At 60.8% G+C, this 15,479-nt stretch carries 12 protein-coding genes; 5 read left to right on the forward strand and 7 right to left on the reverse strand.

Annotated features, from left to right (window positions below):
* Positions 1 to 17: 17 nt before the first annotated feature.
* Complete coding sequence (eccD, locus tag VMT40_RS32025) at positions 18 to 1,484, reverse strand: type VII secretion integral membrane protein EccD (protein WP_326362982.1); 1,467 nt, start codon at positions 1,482 to 1,484, stop codon at positions 18 to 20.
* A 212-nt stretch (positions 1,485 to 1,696) separates the two neighbouring features.
* The gene (gene eccE / locus VMT40_RS32030) at positions 1,697 to 3,622 is read right to left on the reverse strand and encodes a type VII secretion protein EccE (RefSeq protein ID WP_326362983.1); all 1,926 of its coding nucleotides are present in this window, start codon (positions 3,620 to 3,622) and stop codon (positions 1,697 to 1,699) included.
* On the opposite strand from eccE, the gene eccB reads away from it, so the two are divergent.
* The gene (gene eccB, locus VMT40_RS32035; protein ID WP_326362985.1) at positions 3,554 to 5,002 is read left to right on the forward strand and encodes a type VII secretion protein EccB; all 1,449 of its coding nucleotides are present in this window, start codon (positions 3,554 to 3,556) and stop codon (positions 5,000 to 5,002) included. The genes eccE and eccB overlap by 69 nt on opposite strands.
* A 132-nt stretch (positions 5,003 to 5,134) precedes the next feature.
* On the opposite strand, the gene VMT40_RS32040 is transcribed toward eccB, so the two are convergent.
* Both VMT40_RS32040 and VMT40_RS32045 read right to left on the reverse strand, forming a co-directional pair.
* Entirely contained in the window at positions 5,135 to 5,425 is a 291-nt protein-coding gene (locus tag VMT40_RS32040; RefSeq protein ID WP_326362987.1) for a YbaB/EbfC family DNA-binding protein, read from the reverse strand.
* Positions 5,426 to 5,433: 8 nt separating this feature from the next.
* Complete coding sequence (locus VMT40_RS32045; RefSeq protein WP_326362989.1) at positions 5,434 to 5,748, reverse strand: hypothetical protein; 315 nt, start codon at positions 5,746 to 5,748, stop codon at positions 5,434 to 5,436.
* Between the two features lie 355 nt (positions 5,749 to 6,103).
* Between VMT40_RS32045 and VMT40_RS32050 the strand changes: the two genes are divergently transcribed.
* Positions 6,104 to 7,378, forward strand: a complete 1,275-nt coding sequence (locus VMT40_RS32050; protein WP_326362991.1) for an MFS transporter — start codon at positions 6,104 to 6,106, stop codon at positions 7,376 to 7,378.
* Positions 7,379 to 7,467: 89 nt separating this feature from the next.
* Here VMT40_RS32050 and VMT40_RS32055 read toward each other — a convergent pair whose 3' ends face one another.
* Positions 7,468 to 9,975, reverse strand: a complete 2,508-nt coding sequence (locus VMT40_RS32055) for a LuxR C-terminal-related transcriptional regulator (protein ID WP_326362992.1) — start codon at positions 9,973 to 9,975, stop codon at positions 7,468 to 7,470.
* A 494-nt stretch (positions 9,976 to 10,469) separates the two neighbouring features.
* On the opposite strand from VMT40_RS32055, the gene VMT40_RS32060 reads away from it, so the two are divergent.
* Positions 10,470 to 11,054: a DUF2165 domain-containing protein gene (locus tag VMT40_RS32060; protein WP_326362993.1), complete on the forward strand. Its 585-nt coding sequence runs from the start codon at positions 10,470 to 10,472 to the stop codon at positions 11,052 to 11,054.
* 270 nt (positions 11,055 to 11,324) lie between these two features.
* Positions 11,325 to 13,169, forward strand: a complete 1,845-nt coding sequence (eccA, locus tag VMT40_RS32065; protein ID WP_326362994.1) for a type VII secretion AAA-ATPase EccA — start codon at positions 11,325 to 11,327, stop codon at positions 13,167 to 13,169.
* Between the two features lie 14 nt (positions 13,170 to 13,183).
* On the opposite strand, the gene VMT40_RS32070 is transcribed toward eccA, so the two are convergent.
* Both VMT40_RS32070 and VMT40_RS32075 read right to left on the reverse strand, forming a co-directional pair.
* The gene (locus VMT40_RS32070) at positions 13,184 to 13,951 is read right to left on the reverse strand and encodes an ESX secretion-associated protein EspG (protein WP_326362996.1); all 768 of its coding nucleotides are present in this window, start codon (positions 13,949 to 13,951) and stop codon (positions 13,184 to 13,186) included.
* A gap of 228 nt (positions 13,952 to 14,179) precedes the next feature.
* Positions 14,180 to 14,500, reverse strand: a complete 321-nt coding sequence (locus VMT40_RS32075) for a YbjQ family protein (RefSeq protein WP_326363238.1) — start codon at positions 14,498 to 14,500, stop codon at positions 14,180 to 14,182.
* Positions 14,501 to 14,769: 269 nt separating this feature from the next.
* Between VMT40_RS32075 and VMT40_RS32080 the strand changes: the two genes are divergently transcribed.
* Positions 14,770 to 15,414, forward strand: coding sequence for a hypothetical protein (locus tag VMT40_RS32080; protein WP_326362997.1), 645 nt, complete (start codon positions 14,770 to 14,772; stop codon positions 15,412 to 15,414).
* Positions 15,415 to 15,479 lie beyond the last annotated feature (65 nt).

Genomic DNA, 15,479 nt, shown 5'->3' on the forward strand with positions numbered 1-15,479 from the left:
CATCATGGGCCGTCCGGTCAGAGGTTCCGAGCCGCCGCGTAGACGCCCATCAGCCATACCGCCAGCGGCACCACCGACCCGATCAACAGGTACTCGATAATCTCCCCAGCGCGCCGCCATACCGGCGAAGCCTCGATATGCGGTCCCAACACTCCGATGCCGACAGCGACAGCGCCTACGCCAAGCAGTGCTAGCGCGTAATGCACCCGTCCCTCGGGATGCGATAGCGCCGCCACCGCGCCCAGAACAATCATCGTGGTCAGACCGCCGACAACCAAGGTGGCGGTCTGCGCCTGATCGGCGTAAGACCTACCACGCAGGCACAGCACGAGTGCCACGACAACCACGAAGGCAAGTCCTTGCCATCGAATTGCGGCGAGGGGGTCAGCGGCTGTCAGGGCGCCTAGGCTCGCCACAGCGACGGAGGCGACAACGATTCCGACCTGGTATCGATAGGCTTGGCGAGCACGATCCTCGAGTCCGCTGATCGACGGCAGCGCCGTGGCACCAACCGCACCGATGTGCTCGATCGTCGGGCGCATTTCGTGATCGGCAGGGTCGATGGCAGCCCCGGCCGTCGGAACGGGGGGCACAGGTAGCTTTGCTGCCACCAACGCGATTCGCGGTGCGATAGTGATCATGCCCACAGCCGCGACCACGATCCCCGCACCGATTCGCGGATCGGCTGGACTCCACAACATCCGGATCGCCGCGGCGGCCCCAACGAACACCGACAGTGTGACCACAGCGCTGACGATCAATGGCCCTACCCGGGTCACGGTGTAGCAACCGACGGCAGCGACGAGTGCGGTGACCGAAGCCAGCAGCAGATGGGGGCTGCCCAGATGACCGGGTATCGCCAACGCTGCACTCGCCGCGGCCAACACCACGGTGTACATCGACAGCATTGTCGCGACGTCCGCCGCGCTGTAGCGGCGTGCCGCGATCACCGCCGCAACAGTTGACAGCAGGGCTGCAGGCAGAGTGACCAATGCGGTAGCGATCCCGTCGCCTTTTCCCAAGGCCAGCACCGCGACAACAACCAACACCACCACCATGCCAGCACCGGTGCCGACGTACCGAGCCGCGAGCGCCGACCACGCACGCACGGTGTCCGCGCCGAGCCTGGATACCGCATCGATCACATCGTCGAACAAAGCAGGCGGCTCGATACTTTCGACCGCCCGCAACATGAGCAGCTCACCGTCATGCACGTCGGCCTCGGCCAGCGAGTGGTAGGGCGGGATCGGATCGCGGCCGATACGTGCCAAAGTCCAATGCTGGTGCTTTCCCAACACACCATCGTCCGGCTCAGGGAGCGCGGTAGCGCGAGACTCGATCAACGCGACGACCTCGGCGATATAGGATGCAATCGAGAGCGATTCCGGTAATCCCAGATCGACCTGTGTGCCGCCACCGATCACGGAGACTCGGCACAATTCCACACCACCATCACTGGGGCCGTCGACCGATAATTCCGTCACCGGCTCTGGTTCTCCTATCCGTCGTGTCGATAAGTGATCGAGCAGTACAAGAAGTCTTTTGCAACTTGCTGCCGCGGTGTTCGAAGTAATTCGGTCACCGCAACTCTTAGGCGACTCCATTTTTGCGCCAATAGATACTTATCCGACATCGGTGCCTGTTCCACCCGATTACCTAAGGCTTTGCCGCAATTTAGAAAACAATCGGATCCGGGTCAGACACGTGTGGAGATCTCCACCTGCACTCCCATGCAGGTAAACTCCTCGGGGGTGGTCACCACGTGCAGGGTTTCCGTGCCACTGGGCGTCTGTACGACGATCAGACCATCTGAGCCCGAATCCCGGGTCAGGGTGATGTCGGGCTCGAAGGCCGCAAGCCGCCCGGCACGATCGCACAGCACAACGACGGTTGTATCGGTATGCTGCACCGTCGGTGAAATACCGTCGTACACAACCATATTCACAGAACGATAGGAGTCGGCTTGCTGTGAGGTGGCCGACCATGTCGCCATCCGCATGGCGCTCGACGACCCGATGCCTTCCAACATCGGCTGCCACAGCTCCCGACGGTCGGTATGCACCACGACCTTCGCCCCAACTGCAACGGCGCGAAGTACCACCTGCTTGGCGATCAGTACAGAGCCAATGATCTCCACCCGTCGGATATGCCGCCCGAAAAGGGGCGCCGCGACGCCACGACCGGCGGCATCGGCACCGAGCAACTGTCCGTGACCTGCTATCGGCAGCGGCAGCCGATCGACGACGTCCTGGCCGGGGCTCCACACCGCCAAACCACTCAGTGGAGTGCCATCGACGGGCAGGCCGTAGCGCAGGCCGCGTAGTTGTTGACCATGCAGGGCCACCAGCCCAGTAATGCCGGAGTCGGGCAATGGCGTTCGAGTCGCGAATCTGACTGCCGCCGTGACCGCCAAAGGCACTCCCCCGCCCAGCCCTTTCTCCTCGGCCGACCGCTGAACTCGCATCACCAGCGTGGTCGCAACCGCCGGTTGCGACCAAATCGCCACCAAAGCATCTGGCGAGAAGGATTCCACGGGTATGCAGTGGGTGCTGTGATAGAGCCCCGCACGTTCGACATAGGCGGGTGCCTCGGTGAACTCCGTGGCCTCCCCTACTGGGGTGAATCGCTGCTGATCGGCGGCCATCTCCGCGGCGGAAAGCACCGACGCCGACAACCCTTCGGCGGCGAGTCGATTGACTACTCGGCGGGTAGCGACCGTGACTACACGAAGTGCACCGGCGGTGCCACCACCGCGGCGACGGATTGCGGCGGCATTGGCCAGCGGATCCATCCTCAGCACCAGCCACGCCCTTCGTTGCGCGACGACCGGTAACTTCCCGAGAATCCCCTCGTACAGCCGAACGGCCACTTCGGGACCCGCGCTTCGTGACCCAGCACTGATGATGTCGATACTGGTCAAGCGGATGTCGAATTGGTCGAGACAGTCCATCACGGTGCGCAGCGGCAGCGCATCGCGTGTATCGCGCGCGTTCAGACCCAGGAAAGTTAGCGATCGAGGCGGTTCGTCGACACGTACGACAGTTACGAAACAGCTGCCGTCCCAATTCATTCCGCATGGGCCGTCACCCGGCATCGGCACATCGAAAACCACACCGGTAGACGGCGAATTGGTGCGTGAAGACCACCATCCGGACACTCGCACACGGGTCGATACCGATCTCAACCCCGCACTACGCTGGGCCAGCCATACTGCGATGACCCCAGCAGCGCCGACTGCCACTGCAACACTCCGTCCGGCACCAAAAGCGATCACGGTGGCCGAGCACACAACAGCGGCTAGTTCGGCGCAGACGAGCAGTGACACGGGAGATATCAATCCACGAAAGTGGATCACACCGGACCGAGACTTCTCCACATCAGTATTCCCACCGATAAAATACTGATGACGTCTACCTACCGACGATGAAATAGAATGTCGCCTATCCGCGATTGCCATATCGATATCATGGTCCACCATTTGAGGAATCGCTACCATTAGCAGAGAATCTTCAGCAGCCGCATTCTGTCGACACAATTCAGTTGGAGGTACACGGTGCCAGCACAATTGACCACCAAGGCTCAAGTGAACGGCTACCGCTTCCTCCTCAGGCGCTACGATCATGCGCTCGTCCGCCAGGACGTGCGGATGCTGCACGACCCAATGCGGTCGCAATTCCAGTCTCTGATGATCGGTGCCGTGCTGGCGGTGCTCGCCGTGGCGGGTGCAGCGATCCTCGCCTTCCTACACCCGCAGGGAGCGATCGATGACGCCAAGATCGTTATGGGCAAGCAAACCGGCGCGCTGTACATCGTTGACGACGGTACTTTGCATCCGGTACTGAATCTCGCATCCGCGCGACTGATCACCGGTAGTTCGGAATCGCCTACCTCGGTACAGGAGTCGAAGCTGACGATGCCACGTGGGCCGCTACTCGGTATCGCGGGGGCACCCGCAGCTTTGCCTGGACCCGGGGACGACACGAGATCGACTTGGACCCTGTGTGATTCGGTGCAACTCTCCCCGGCCGGGAACATGACCCCGGCATCAGGCGCGGAGTCGACCGTGATCGCAGGTACGCTTTCTCCCGAGGCAGGCGGCGCTCGCCCGGCACGCGCCAACCAGGCATTGCTCGTCACCCGGGCAGGCAAGACATTTCTGCTCTACGGAGGCAAGCGCGCCGAGTTGGATCCGGCCGACCCGGTAGTGGTGCGCTCGTTGGGTTTGCAGGGCAAGGCCGCCCGCCCGGCCACCGCGGGACTGCTGAACTCCGCTGTCCCAGCCCCCGCCATCACCGCCCCGCGCATCGATCATCTCGGCGATCCCGGCCCGGGGAGGTTGTCGGGTATCCCGATCGGTGCGCTGATCCGTGCCAGCAGTATCGATTCCGAACGGCTGTACGTGGTCCTGGCGGGCGGTGTACAGCCGGTATCCCCGTTCGCCGCGGAGCTGATTCGCAATGCCAACTCACAGGGGTTGACCGATATCGTCGCCGTAGCTCCCGATCGCCTCGTCGATGTCCCAGTTGTGGATTCGCTTCCCATCGACCAGTTCCCGCAGGTCGTGCCCGAAATCCTTGCAGCCGAGCAAGATCCGGTTGGCTGTATCTCCTGGTCTCGAGATACCGATGCACCGAACGCGTCGATCACCATGTTGGCCGGCCGGGCACTGCCCTTGTCGTCGTCCCAGAAACCGGTGACTCTGGCCTCCGCAACCGGCCCAGGCGACCACGTCTACTCGGTGTACGTACCGCCTAGCACCGGTGAGTACGTTCAGGTTGTTTCGATGGCAACCAACGACGTCATCGCCGGACCGCTGTTCTACGTGGCAGACAACGGCATTCGCTACGGCGTCCCCGACGCGAAGACCGCCGCCGTCCTCGGCCTACCCAAGAAGCCTCAGCCCGCTCCGGGACCGATCATCGAAGCACTCGTACCGGGCCCCAGCCTGGACCGGTCCTCAGCACTCGCCAGTCATGACGCACTGCCGCAGTCACCGTCGTAGCGCCAGCGGATCACTTGGTTGCGAACCAATCGACGGCATGATCGGCGCCGAACACCGCTTCCACCCCGGCAGGGGTAGAAACAACATTCCCGATGTCGGCCGGGTCCTCGAAACGATCGGAGCTACAAGGAATCAGCGCGTCGCAGAGTCTTGGTTGAAAGCCACAATCAGCTCAGCGCATTTCGCATAAGCTCGACCAGCAGCGCGAGCGGCCGTCTCCAGGAACAAGGTACTGAACTCCTCAGGAGACAGCCGCGTAATACCAACACCGAGCTCGAGAGAAATCAACCCACCGTACCCGTCGACTTCCAGCGAAATAACACCGCCCGGGGCCATTTCGCGCACCCGGATCCGCTCCATGTGATCCTGTAGGTCCCGCATCCGGTGCAGCTGTCGGGTCACGCGAGTGACCAGCTCATCCATTCTGTCGTTCACAGCCCGCGCAGCCAACTTTGCGGTTCCATGTCGTACTCCTGCTCGTCGATGAGCTCTTGGCGCACCGCCTCTTCGTGCGTTGGCAACCCCGACAATGCAAGCATGTCGTTGGCGACACCCGCCGAAGCCAGCTCCGCACGGAGTTCGGCCCCGGCACGCTGGGCCGACTTTCTACACAACCGCAGAATCTCGCGAGCCAGCTCGTCCGGGTCTCGCCGAAGCTCCTCGGCGTCAACCGAGATGCGCAAGGGTAGGCCCTGCGCAGTCGCCTCAACCGTCACCAAACCATTCCTGGACGTTACCGGTGCCATTCGTGCCCTCCTCCCAGCCGACCTCGCACACCGAAAGACCGACCAGACACTATTCAGGTAAAAATTCATGATCGGCCGATAAGTAGCACTATGACGTCGGTGGAGCATCTCCCTATATACCTACAGACCGAGGATTTAGATGTTCGATCAACTAGTGAAAGAAGGGCTACATAGGTATCCGGGCCGCATCAGCAGCAGCCCTTATCGGCGTCAGAGGGTTCTACTAGTCGCTCAGTTCTGCTATCCATGTGTTCCAGGAAACACAAACGTTCCAAGAACCGATCTGTCACCGACAAAGTGCCAGAACTGCTTATACAGGCACGTCCTGGGTACCAATACCGACAGGAATCTCCAAATGCCAAATGAAGGCCGGCAACGGCTTACGACCGACCAGCGTAACTCATTCATAGCAGCTCAATTGGGTTGGACTATGGACGCCTTCGACTACTTCGTGGTCGTGTTCGTCTACGCCGATATCGCCAAGAGTTTCCATATGAGCACCGCTAGCGTCGCACTGATCACCACTGCCACATTGTTCATGAGGCCGGTGGGCGCACTGCTATTCGGTCTCTGGGCCGATCGCATCGGCCGTCGCATACCACTGATGGTGGATGTGACTTTCTACTCGGTTGTCGGCTTTCTATGCGCCTTCGCCCCGAACTTCACAGTACTGATCATTCTGCGCACGCTCTATGGCATCGGTATGGGTGGAGAATGGGGGCTAGGCGCCGCGCTTGCGATGGAAAAGATCCCGGCCGATCGGCGCGGCTTCTTTTCCGGTCTGCTGCAGGAAGGCTATTCGTTCGGATACCTGCTAGCTTCCCTCGCCTCGCTGGTGGTGGGCAACTGGCTGGGCCTGTCGTGGCGTTGGCTGTTCGGGTTGTCGATCGTTCCCGCACTGATCATCCTGATCATTCGGACCCGCACCAAGGAATCGGAGGTCTGGGAGCAGACTCAGGAGCAGATGAAGTCTACGCAGACGTCAGTGCGTGACATCCTCACCAGCCCGGCAATCGTCCGTCGGTTCGTTTATCTGGTTCTGCTGATGACGGCTTTCAACTGGATGAGCCACGGCACGCAAGACGTCTACCCCACGTTCCTCAGCGCCGCGCACCACCTTGGCGGCGCAGGCCTGTCCCCCGTGACGGCGAAATGGATTGCGGTGACGTACAACATCGGCGCCATCATCGGCGGCCTGATTTTCGGTACCTTGTCCCAGCGCTACGGCCGCCGCTACACCATCATCTTCTGCGCGTTACTGGGCCTTCCGATCGTGCCGCTGTTCGCGTACTCGCACACCGCCGCCATGCTGTGTCTGGGCTCATTCATGATGCAGGTGATGGTGCAAGGTGCATGGGGGGTGATCCCAGCGCACCTGACTGAGATGTCACCCAACGCTATCCGAGGCTTTTATCCGGGGATCACCTACCAACTCGGCAACCTGCTGGCTTCGCTGAACCTGCCCATCCAGGAGCGTCTGGCCGAACATCACGGGTACCCATTCGCGTTGGCGGTCACCATCGTCCCAGTTCTGACCGCAGTAATCATCCTGACTGCAATCGGCAAGGAGGCCAAGGGCATTCAGTTCGGTACTGGCCATACACAACCCGAGCCGGTGCAAGCCGTCTGACCACATCTCGACCTCGATCATCGGTGTCGCCGCTGATCGAGGTCGAGCTTCCGGCCCTGCGGTCGTTCCTACAGCATGATCCGAACGAATCACCTGCGCGCCCGTTCACCTTGCCGACGCGGTCGACGGTCACGTTCGGCTTGTACCAGCTCCTGCATTGCTTCAGGAACAAATCGGGCGATATCAGCGCGCGATGTAATAGCCAGTTTCTGGAAGATCGAATAGATCTGTGCGTCAACCGTCTTGGTCGAAGTGCCCCGCCGTGCCCCGATCGAGCTGTTCGACCATCCGGCTGCTGCGAGAACAGCTACACCCTGCTCAGCTCCTGACAGTACGTCCCACTCGCTTTGAGCTTCCGGTCGTGCACGATTCTCGGGGTCAGGCGACGGAACGGCGAGGGTCCCGGCCGCCAGGCGTTGAGGCTCATCGTCTTCCAGGCGCAGCGCCGACCCCTGGGCCTCGGCGATCAAGAACTCCCTCTGCCCGAGCACTTTGAGTGCCACGTTCATCGCCACGTCTGTTTCCGCAATCAGAGGTCCTAGATTCTTTAGATCGATCTTGAACAGTTTCTGGAACGTCTTTATCCCTCCGGCCAGCATCGCGATCTCGGTCGCAAGGGCCTTGACCTGCTGGCGATCGACGGCATCATCCACGAGGTGATCGGTTATGGTGCGTGCCAGTACCCAGGTACGGACTATCACTGACCACATCCCGCCCCAGCGGTCACGGGCAGGGATCTGCACAGCCAGCGCATCGCGGATCGCCTCGTAGGCCGCGTCCAGCTTCCCGTTCTTCGTCAAGGCCATCGCCCACGCCAGTTCTGTCCACGACTTGGCCAGTGTGGAACCGGAGTCGATTGTCTCCTGCAGTACACGGCGAGCAAGTTCGAGTGCCTCCTCGCGCTGACCCAGCAGTGCGTGGGCCACCGCCCCATAGAACGCTGCGATCCACGCATCGCCGCGGTCACCGAGTTCGGCGAATTTCTCATTCGCGCGTGCGAGCAGCGCGATCGATGTCTTGTTCCCGCGAAATAGCAGGTCGACTCCCCAGGCAAACTCGATGGCAGCCGGCAACCCAATGTCGGTCTCGGGTGCTCGACGCCACTGCTTGCGCAGGGCAGGGTCGGGAATCTCAGCTGTGAGGCAGTCTTCGAGCACCTCTGCGGCATATTGTCGTTGACCTTGACTGGTCGCGATCCACCCGATCCGTGCGAGAACACCGATCTGCAGGTCGTCGAGCTCAGTCGATTGTGCTCGCGCCGTATTCAAGGTTTGCTGTGCCCACCGGCGGATTGAAGGCAAGGTGCCCGTATGGAACGGTGCGCGGATGGCAAGGAGGCCTGCGACGATCTCCCAGCAGAGATGGGTGTCCTTTGCATCGCCACAACTTGCCTCCATGGCCAGCTTGATGTTGTCCCAGGAGCTGCGCACCCAATCGAGCAGTTCCCGCTCCGACGGGCTGAACCATGTCGATTGCGCAGCGACCAGCCGGTCACGGTAGTAGCGCAGGTGCCGACCGCGCAGCACTGCGAGCGTATCGACCCCTGTTGCTTCTGCATGGTCCGCCAGTCGCGCCTGCCCGAACAGCCGCACACTCTCGAGCAGCGAGTACCTGACGGTTGCATCCGAGATATGGACCGAGACCAGAGAGCGATCCACTAAGCGATCCAGAAGCATCCGCAACTCGTCGTGATGCAGCCGCCCGGCCTGGAATGGCCCGCCCGTATCCGCGGTATCGTCGCAGCACACAGCAGCCACTGCTGCCTCTTCCACACCGACGCCCAGCAAGCCGTTGCCCTCTGGGCCAGTATCGAATCCCGGCGCAAAAACCGACAATCGGTCCAACAGCAGGCGTTCCTTCTCATCGCACAAGTCGTAGGACCAGCCGATCACATCACTGATCGTGCGGTGGCGCGGCTCGCCCCCGATCCGCGGGCCGTGTACCCATCGCATCCGCATATCGGAGCGATCCCCGCTCAATTGGCCGAGGATCATTGCCAGCGGCTCGTAGAACATCCGCGCCGCAGCCAGCCTTATGTACAAAGGGTGGCCGTGCAGATGACGACAGATACGTTGAACCAGAGCCACGTCCTTCGGCTCGGTGATCAGATTGCCGGTCAGCTCGGCGCGGCGCCGGAACAACTCCAGCGACTGATCGACCGACAGAGGCTGCACCGGCACCAGTTGCTCATCGATCCATCCCACCGGTTCACGGCTGGTTGCCAGGATCGTCAGTCCAGCTACCGTGTCCAGCAACCGCCCGATCACCTCACCTACCGCAGCCAGGACATGCTCACAGTTGTCCAGGACCAGCACCACAGACTGATCACGCCCCGCGCCGTTACGCATGGTCAGTGCCTCGACGACGCCTTCCCATTCGGACCTGCCCGCGAAGCCGCGCACCAGTACAGCGGCAGCGATGGCGTCCTCGACGGCGCCCACGTCGGCACCCCGCACCAATCCCGCCAGCCGAACGATGAATACCGAGGTGCGGCGCGCACGATGGATCCGCCAAACTGCTTCCTCCGCCAATCGGGTCTTCCCGATCCCTCCTGATCCAATCAGCGTCACCAACCGAGCAGAGCCGAGCAGCAACATGCTGATTCGATCCAGCTCTTGATCTCGCCCGATAAAGGTCCCGGACGTCCCCACCGAACTAGCCAGACCACCCCCATATATCGCAGTCATGGCGACGAGCATAGGTTCGCAATGAGACCTTCAGAACGCCAAACTCGCTTGCCAGACCACTACTGCTACGAAATCGACGCACCTAGGGGTGTTGCGATCCAACTCCGGACCGTCAATACCTACCTATCATTCGCTTCCGGTGTCGAATATCCGACAGGAGGTCGGATCTCAATATGTCGATCGCAATCATGCTTTTTCGGCATGCATGATCATGCATCCTTTTGCCTTCGAAACCGACCTCTGCGGAATAGAGAACCCTCGCTTTACGAACGTACCTAGGTAGGATCCGCAACATCGCCTGTACAACGATCGGTACCTACGGCTACACAATCGCTGATTGATCACGAAATGCACTCAGCCCGAAGACAACTGGACTCGGCCCGAATGAACGACGGCGGTTCGAAATGAGCGAGGTAGGTCGTATGATGTTGGCCGGTAAGAGAGTTCTGGATGTCATAGGTAGCCGTCAGGTCGTCGTGGCTGTCATCGCAGCCATCACAGGGCTCTACTACCTGATTGTCGCCGTAACCAATTGCGCCGACACAGATACCAACCGACGCGGCGTCGCGGCGGTGCTCTCCATGCAGCACACGATCCACAGCGAGGGTACGAACTGGCGGGCGATCACCAATAGCACTGTAGTTCTCGTGGTCTACATCCTCATAGTCGCATGGGAATACCTCATCGCCTTCGCATTGCTAGCTGGTGCCGCAATTACCATCCCGGTCGCCCTCGGACGCACGCGCCAGGATTCGATGGCCGTGGCGTGGAAGCTCTGCAGCATCGGTTGGACCATGGCGATCGTGTTGTTCCTCGGTGGTTTCCTGACCATTGCCGGGGAGTGGTTCCGCATGTGGGCGAACAAGGACGTCAATGCGTCCTCGGCGGCGCTACAGAACTTCCTCATTGCAGCCGTCGGACTGATCCTGCTGCACCTTCAGCCTTCCACAGCCTCATCGATCAGCAAGCCGCAACTCCCCGAGTCATAGGCATTCCGGTGCTGCACCCGATGTTCGACAACTACCTATGCCACCAACCTGGACTCAGGATAGGGCGCAGGGCCTGAAGCCATCGGTGATCCCTTATACCTGACCTTGTCTAAACTGTGGACACCGTTCTCGAGGCCCTTTCGTGCCGACCTCCACCCTGCAGTAGGCTACTTCTGCCGATTGCGGGAGACTACTCACGGGAGCGGCGGTGGCTGTCGAATTGCGGATATTGAGGTCTGGCTTTGTCATTCAAGTTCAAGGCAGAGCTCGATGACGTCCTCCACGCATCTAACGTCTGCATCGGGAAGCCGGCAAGCACAACGTGCCTTCGATGCTGGGATTCTGTCCTTGGGTATTGCAATCGATGGCCAGGAATCGGTACGCGATTTGGACTATGCGAAACTTGCCTTCCAGCGTGCCACCGAATGGGATTCGGAGATGTGCGATGCCTGGTTGGGCCGGGCGGCGGCTGGCGAGGTGACCTCCGAGGTCATCGACAACCTCTTCCGGACCAGCGCCAACACTCTGTACCGCGAGCAGCGACGACTCGGTTTGCCGCCACGAGTGCTGGCCGGGCGCTTTGTCATCGAGCCCTACATCGACTATCCACTCGCCAGCCACACCGAGATTTGGTTGGCTCAGGCTGCACGGCTGATCTCGGACAGGAAGTTCGACGAGGCCGAGCGAACACTCGACGAGCTGGCGCGCAATCGAGCCTCGCAGCCAGCGACCCCCGACAGTGAGATCGACGACCGGATCACTGCCTACGTGCGTGGAGCACTGCACTACTCAACTCAACGTTGGCCCGATGTGATGGCGGTACTGGCTGGATCAACGGAATGGAACGATGCCCTCCTGGCCGCCGGCGCGAACGTCATGATCGGCACCGCATGTGCACATCTGGGCCTGTTCGGCGAGGCAATCCGACGTATGGAAGCTGCTGCTACAGGACCAATTCCAGCCGCGGCCACCACTGCACACTTCTGCCGTGGGCTGTGCTTGCGTGAAATGGGCAGAGAAGACGAAGCGCAGGCGTTGTTCGAAAAGGTATTCTCCGAGGCGCCGGACTTCGAAGCCAATACCCGGGCCATGCGCGATCGTAGTTTCCGGATCACCGTGACCACAAAGGAACTCATCGACGTTCGCACCGATCGATGGGATCCGGCGTCGGCGCCCACCGCCGAACAGTTTCAGGGCAAGGACCTCGATGACAAAGCCGAGCGCGTCCTCGAATCCGCCCGCCTCGAACTCAGCGAACAGATCGGGCTGGCCGGGGTGAAAACCCAAGTGGCCAAGCTTCAGGCGACCGCACAGCTCGCGAAAATCCGTGCTGAGAAGGGAATGGCCAGCGCACCGCGTGGGCAACACCTGGCGTTCACCGGCCCACCGGGTACCGGCAAGACCACGATCGCCCGGGTGGTGGCCAAGATCTACCGCGGATTGAAGCTGTTGAAGACCGACAAACTAGTGGAGGCCAAGCGGTCCGATTTTGTCGGTGAACACTTGGGCAGTACAGCGATCAAGACGAACAAGCTCATCGATTCCGCAATGGATGGGGTGCTGTTCATCGATGAGGCCTACACCCTCATCCAGACCGGGCTCTCAGGAGGCGATGCGTTCGGCCGTGAAGCCGTAGACACATTGCTGGCCCGCATGGAAAACGACCGCGACCGACTCGTGGTCATCGTCGCCGGCTATGACGGCGAGATCGATCGATTCCTTGCGTCCAATGACGGTCTTGCGTCCCGGTTCGCCAAGCGAATCAAGTTCGACTCCTACACCCCCGAAGAGCTCGGATGCATCGGCGAATTCATTGCGCGGAAGCGTGATTCGGAAATATCGGCTCAGGCGCGAGAGCTGCTCATCACCGCGTGTGCACAGCTATACGAGCGACACGTCACAGATCAGGGCGGCGCGCAGCGTCGCGCGATCGACTTGGCGGGCAACGGCCGATTCATCCGCAACATCATCGAGGCCGCAGAGGAGGAACGCGAGTTCCGGCTGGCGAATGATGAATCTCTGGACCTGTCCAGTGCTGATACCTCGGTGTTGATGCGCATCGAAGCCGCGGACATGCGCTCAGCGCTAGCGACGGTGATGGGCACCGTGGGCTGAGCACATCCGCGTTGTCACGCCATCCATCGGTGGGAAGGCATGGCGCGGACCAATCCTGAAATCGCCCCGGCGACATTGTGATCGCTGCCAGGCAACAGCGTGGTCCAGCACTGACCATCCGCGGCCGTCGTGGGCACCGCGACAATACGCCCTCGATGTGTGTCGTACACAGCCGCGCCGGAAGATCGACCCCCGGAGACATGATCGTAGGCGACGATCTCGACGCGAGTCACGCAGTGCGACATTGCGATGCCGAATTCGAGGGCATCTGTTTCCGACATGCCGAATCGGGCGAGCAAGCGGATGTAATCGCTCGGTTCCCTGGCGGTATCGAGACAGTCCAGGATGTCGCAAGTAAGCCCTCGAAGTGGCACCGTATCAGCGGGTGCGCCCGATCCGATCACAGCTATAACCGGGCTGGCCAGGGCAGCACCGTCGTCGGCCCAGATGCCAGCGATCTCGACTGCGTCACCGTTGCGAACAGCCAGTGCATGCTGTGCGCCGTGCCGAACAAGACACGCTTGGCGGTTCCCCGATTCCGTGTAGATATGCATTGCCAACTCACGCTCAGGATGCTCGAGTGTGCGAAGTGCGTCTGCCAGTTCACAGTCCACGTCCGCATACGCGTCCAACAACCCGGCGGACCGCAGGCTCCTCATCGCCGATGCTCGCAGCGCAGTCCATGCCGCAGCCGAGTCATGACCCGGCCGTACTCTCAGTACGCTCGGAAGGGTCTGCACACCCAACAGCTCTGCAACGACAAGCAACTCGTCGATCAGCATCGTGACCATTGCATCCCCTCAATCCGACCATAGACCGGCAACCAGCACACCACCGCCATACCCATAGATGGCTATGGCCCGTCCTGCGTTGGCCAGCATGCAGCAACCCGAATTCGGGCGTACAACCCCTGTTCGACTTCATCGATGATCGTGCCGGGCCCACGCAGGAACTGAGCAGTGACCATCAGTGCCACAGCGATACTTGGAATGGCTGAGCCGGTTGCTCGATCACAATACAGCCTGTATCACACACGCCGTGCCATAGGCACAAATCTCGGTGCCATTATCACCGACCGAAGTCTCGAAACGCATTGCCAACACAGCGTTTCCACCGCGCGACACCGCCTCCTCGGTGAGCCGGCCCAGCGCTTCGCCGCGCCCCTCCACCAGCATCTTCGTCTGCCCCTTGAGCTCACCACCTTTCATCGACTTCATCGCGGAGCCCATCCAACTACCGATGTTGCGAGAGCGCACGGTAAGACCAAAAACCTCACCGAGCACACGCTCCACACGAAAGCCAGGAATATCGTTCATTGTGCTGACAAGCACATTCCAGCTGGAACCTTCGTCACCGCGGTAATCATTGCTCATGGCTTACACGATTACACATCATGAACGAAATTCCGACGTGCTGTCGGTATCTTCTTAGGTATCCCGCGGGAGGCAGTGTGGACGCCCTCGCCATCATAGATATCTATGCAGAGGACATCGATTCAGCAAGCTCCGTCCCTCGGCGAGTAGCGTGAAACTCATCGCCCACATACGATTTCGGTTAGAGATATTGTCAAGCCTGTAGATCGGTATGTAGCCTCGAGCTCATGGGTCTAGGGGTATGGACGCACGGTTTCGCTAATGCATTGGCCGACAGCCCTCCAGAGCGCCTCGATCATCTGCGGGACCAACTCCGCTCACTCAACGATCTGCTGCTCGGCGAAGGCTTTCTGCCCCATCACGAAGCAACGGCTCGCGGCGCGGCGGCCGAACGAGACCAGATGGGCGGGGTTCCTTACAGTTTCCTGCACCACCTGCGACGTGCGTACGCACGAGCACACAAATACCCAGATGAGCCGCTGATGCCCGCGGCGGAAGACGAGGATCCGGCCGACGACGAGGCCGTCGTCGACCTCAGCTATACGTTCGAGTCCCATCTCCTCTGCCACTCGGACTGCGAAGGTTATTACGTCCCGGTCGATTTCGGCGAAGTACTCTTCCCGGACGAGGAATTGGCCCTATCTGGCGGCATGGTTGGATCCAGCCAGGCGTTGATGCGCGAACTCGTCTATGTAGCTCCCTATCTCGGCATCGCGTTCGTCGACGGTGAACTGTTGGATGCCGAAATCGACAGGATCCACGATGACGGCCGCGACGAGCACTCGTTGTATCGCGAACGGTTGGCGTGGCTGCTGTTGTACGAGGCAGCTCGCGTCTCGGTAGCAAACAGCACCATCATCACCTTTGGCTGAACGCATTGAGCGCACCTCTGCCGAGCAGGAACCTAACGCCGCCTCTTTCGGTATGAGATCTGACG

It is taken from the genome of Nocardia sp. CDC160, from assembly GCF_035818795.1.
In the GTDB taxonomy this organism is placed as follows: Bacteria; Actinomycetota; Actinomycetes; order Mycobacteriales; family Mycobacteriaceae; genus Nocardia.

Coding starts and splice junctions, on each gene's coding strand:
- VMT40_RS32045 (WP_326362989.1), bottom strand. CDS start 5,748: ATGGCACCGGTAACGTCCAGGAATGGTTTGGTGACGGTTGAGGCGACT.
- eccA (WP_326362994.1), top strand. CDS start 11,325: ATGACGTCCTCCACGCATCTAACGTCTGCATCGGGAAGCCGGCAAGCA.
- VMT40_RS32055 (WP_326362992.1), bottom strand. CDS start 9,975: ATGTTGCTGCTCGGCTCTGCTCGGTTGGTGACGCTGATTGGATCAGGA.
- eccE (WP_326362983.1), bottom strand. CDS start 3,622: ATGATCGTAGCGCCTGAGGAGGAAGCGGTAGCCGTTCACTTGAGCCTT.
- VMT40_RS32080 (WP_326362997.1), top strand. CDS start 14,770: ATGGGTCTAGGGGTATGGACGCACGGTTTCGCTAATGCATTGGCCGAC.
- VMT40_RS32040 (WP_326362987.1), bottom strand. CDS start 5,425: ATGGATGAGCTGGTCACTCGCGTGACCCGACAGCTGCACCGGATGCGG.
- VMT40_RS32060 (WP_326362993.1), top strand. CDS start 10,470: ATGAGCGAGGTAGGTCGTATGATGTTGGCCGGTAAGAGAGTTCTGGAT.
- VMT40_RS32070 (WP_326362996.1), bottom strand. CDS start 13,951: ATGCTGATCGACGAGTTGCTTGTCGTTGCAGAGCTGTTGGGTGTGCAG.
- VMT40_RS32050 (WP_326362991.1), top strand. CDS start 6,104: ATGCCAAATGAAGGCCGGCAACGGCTTACGACCGACCAGCGTAACTCA.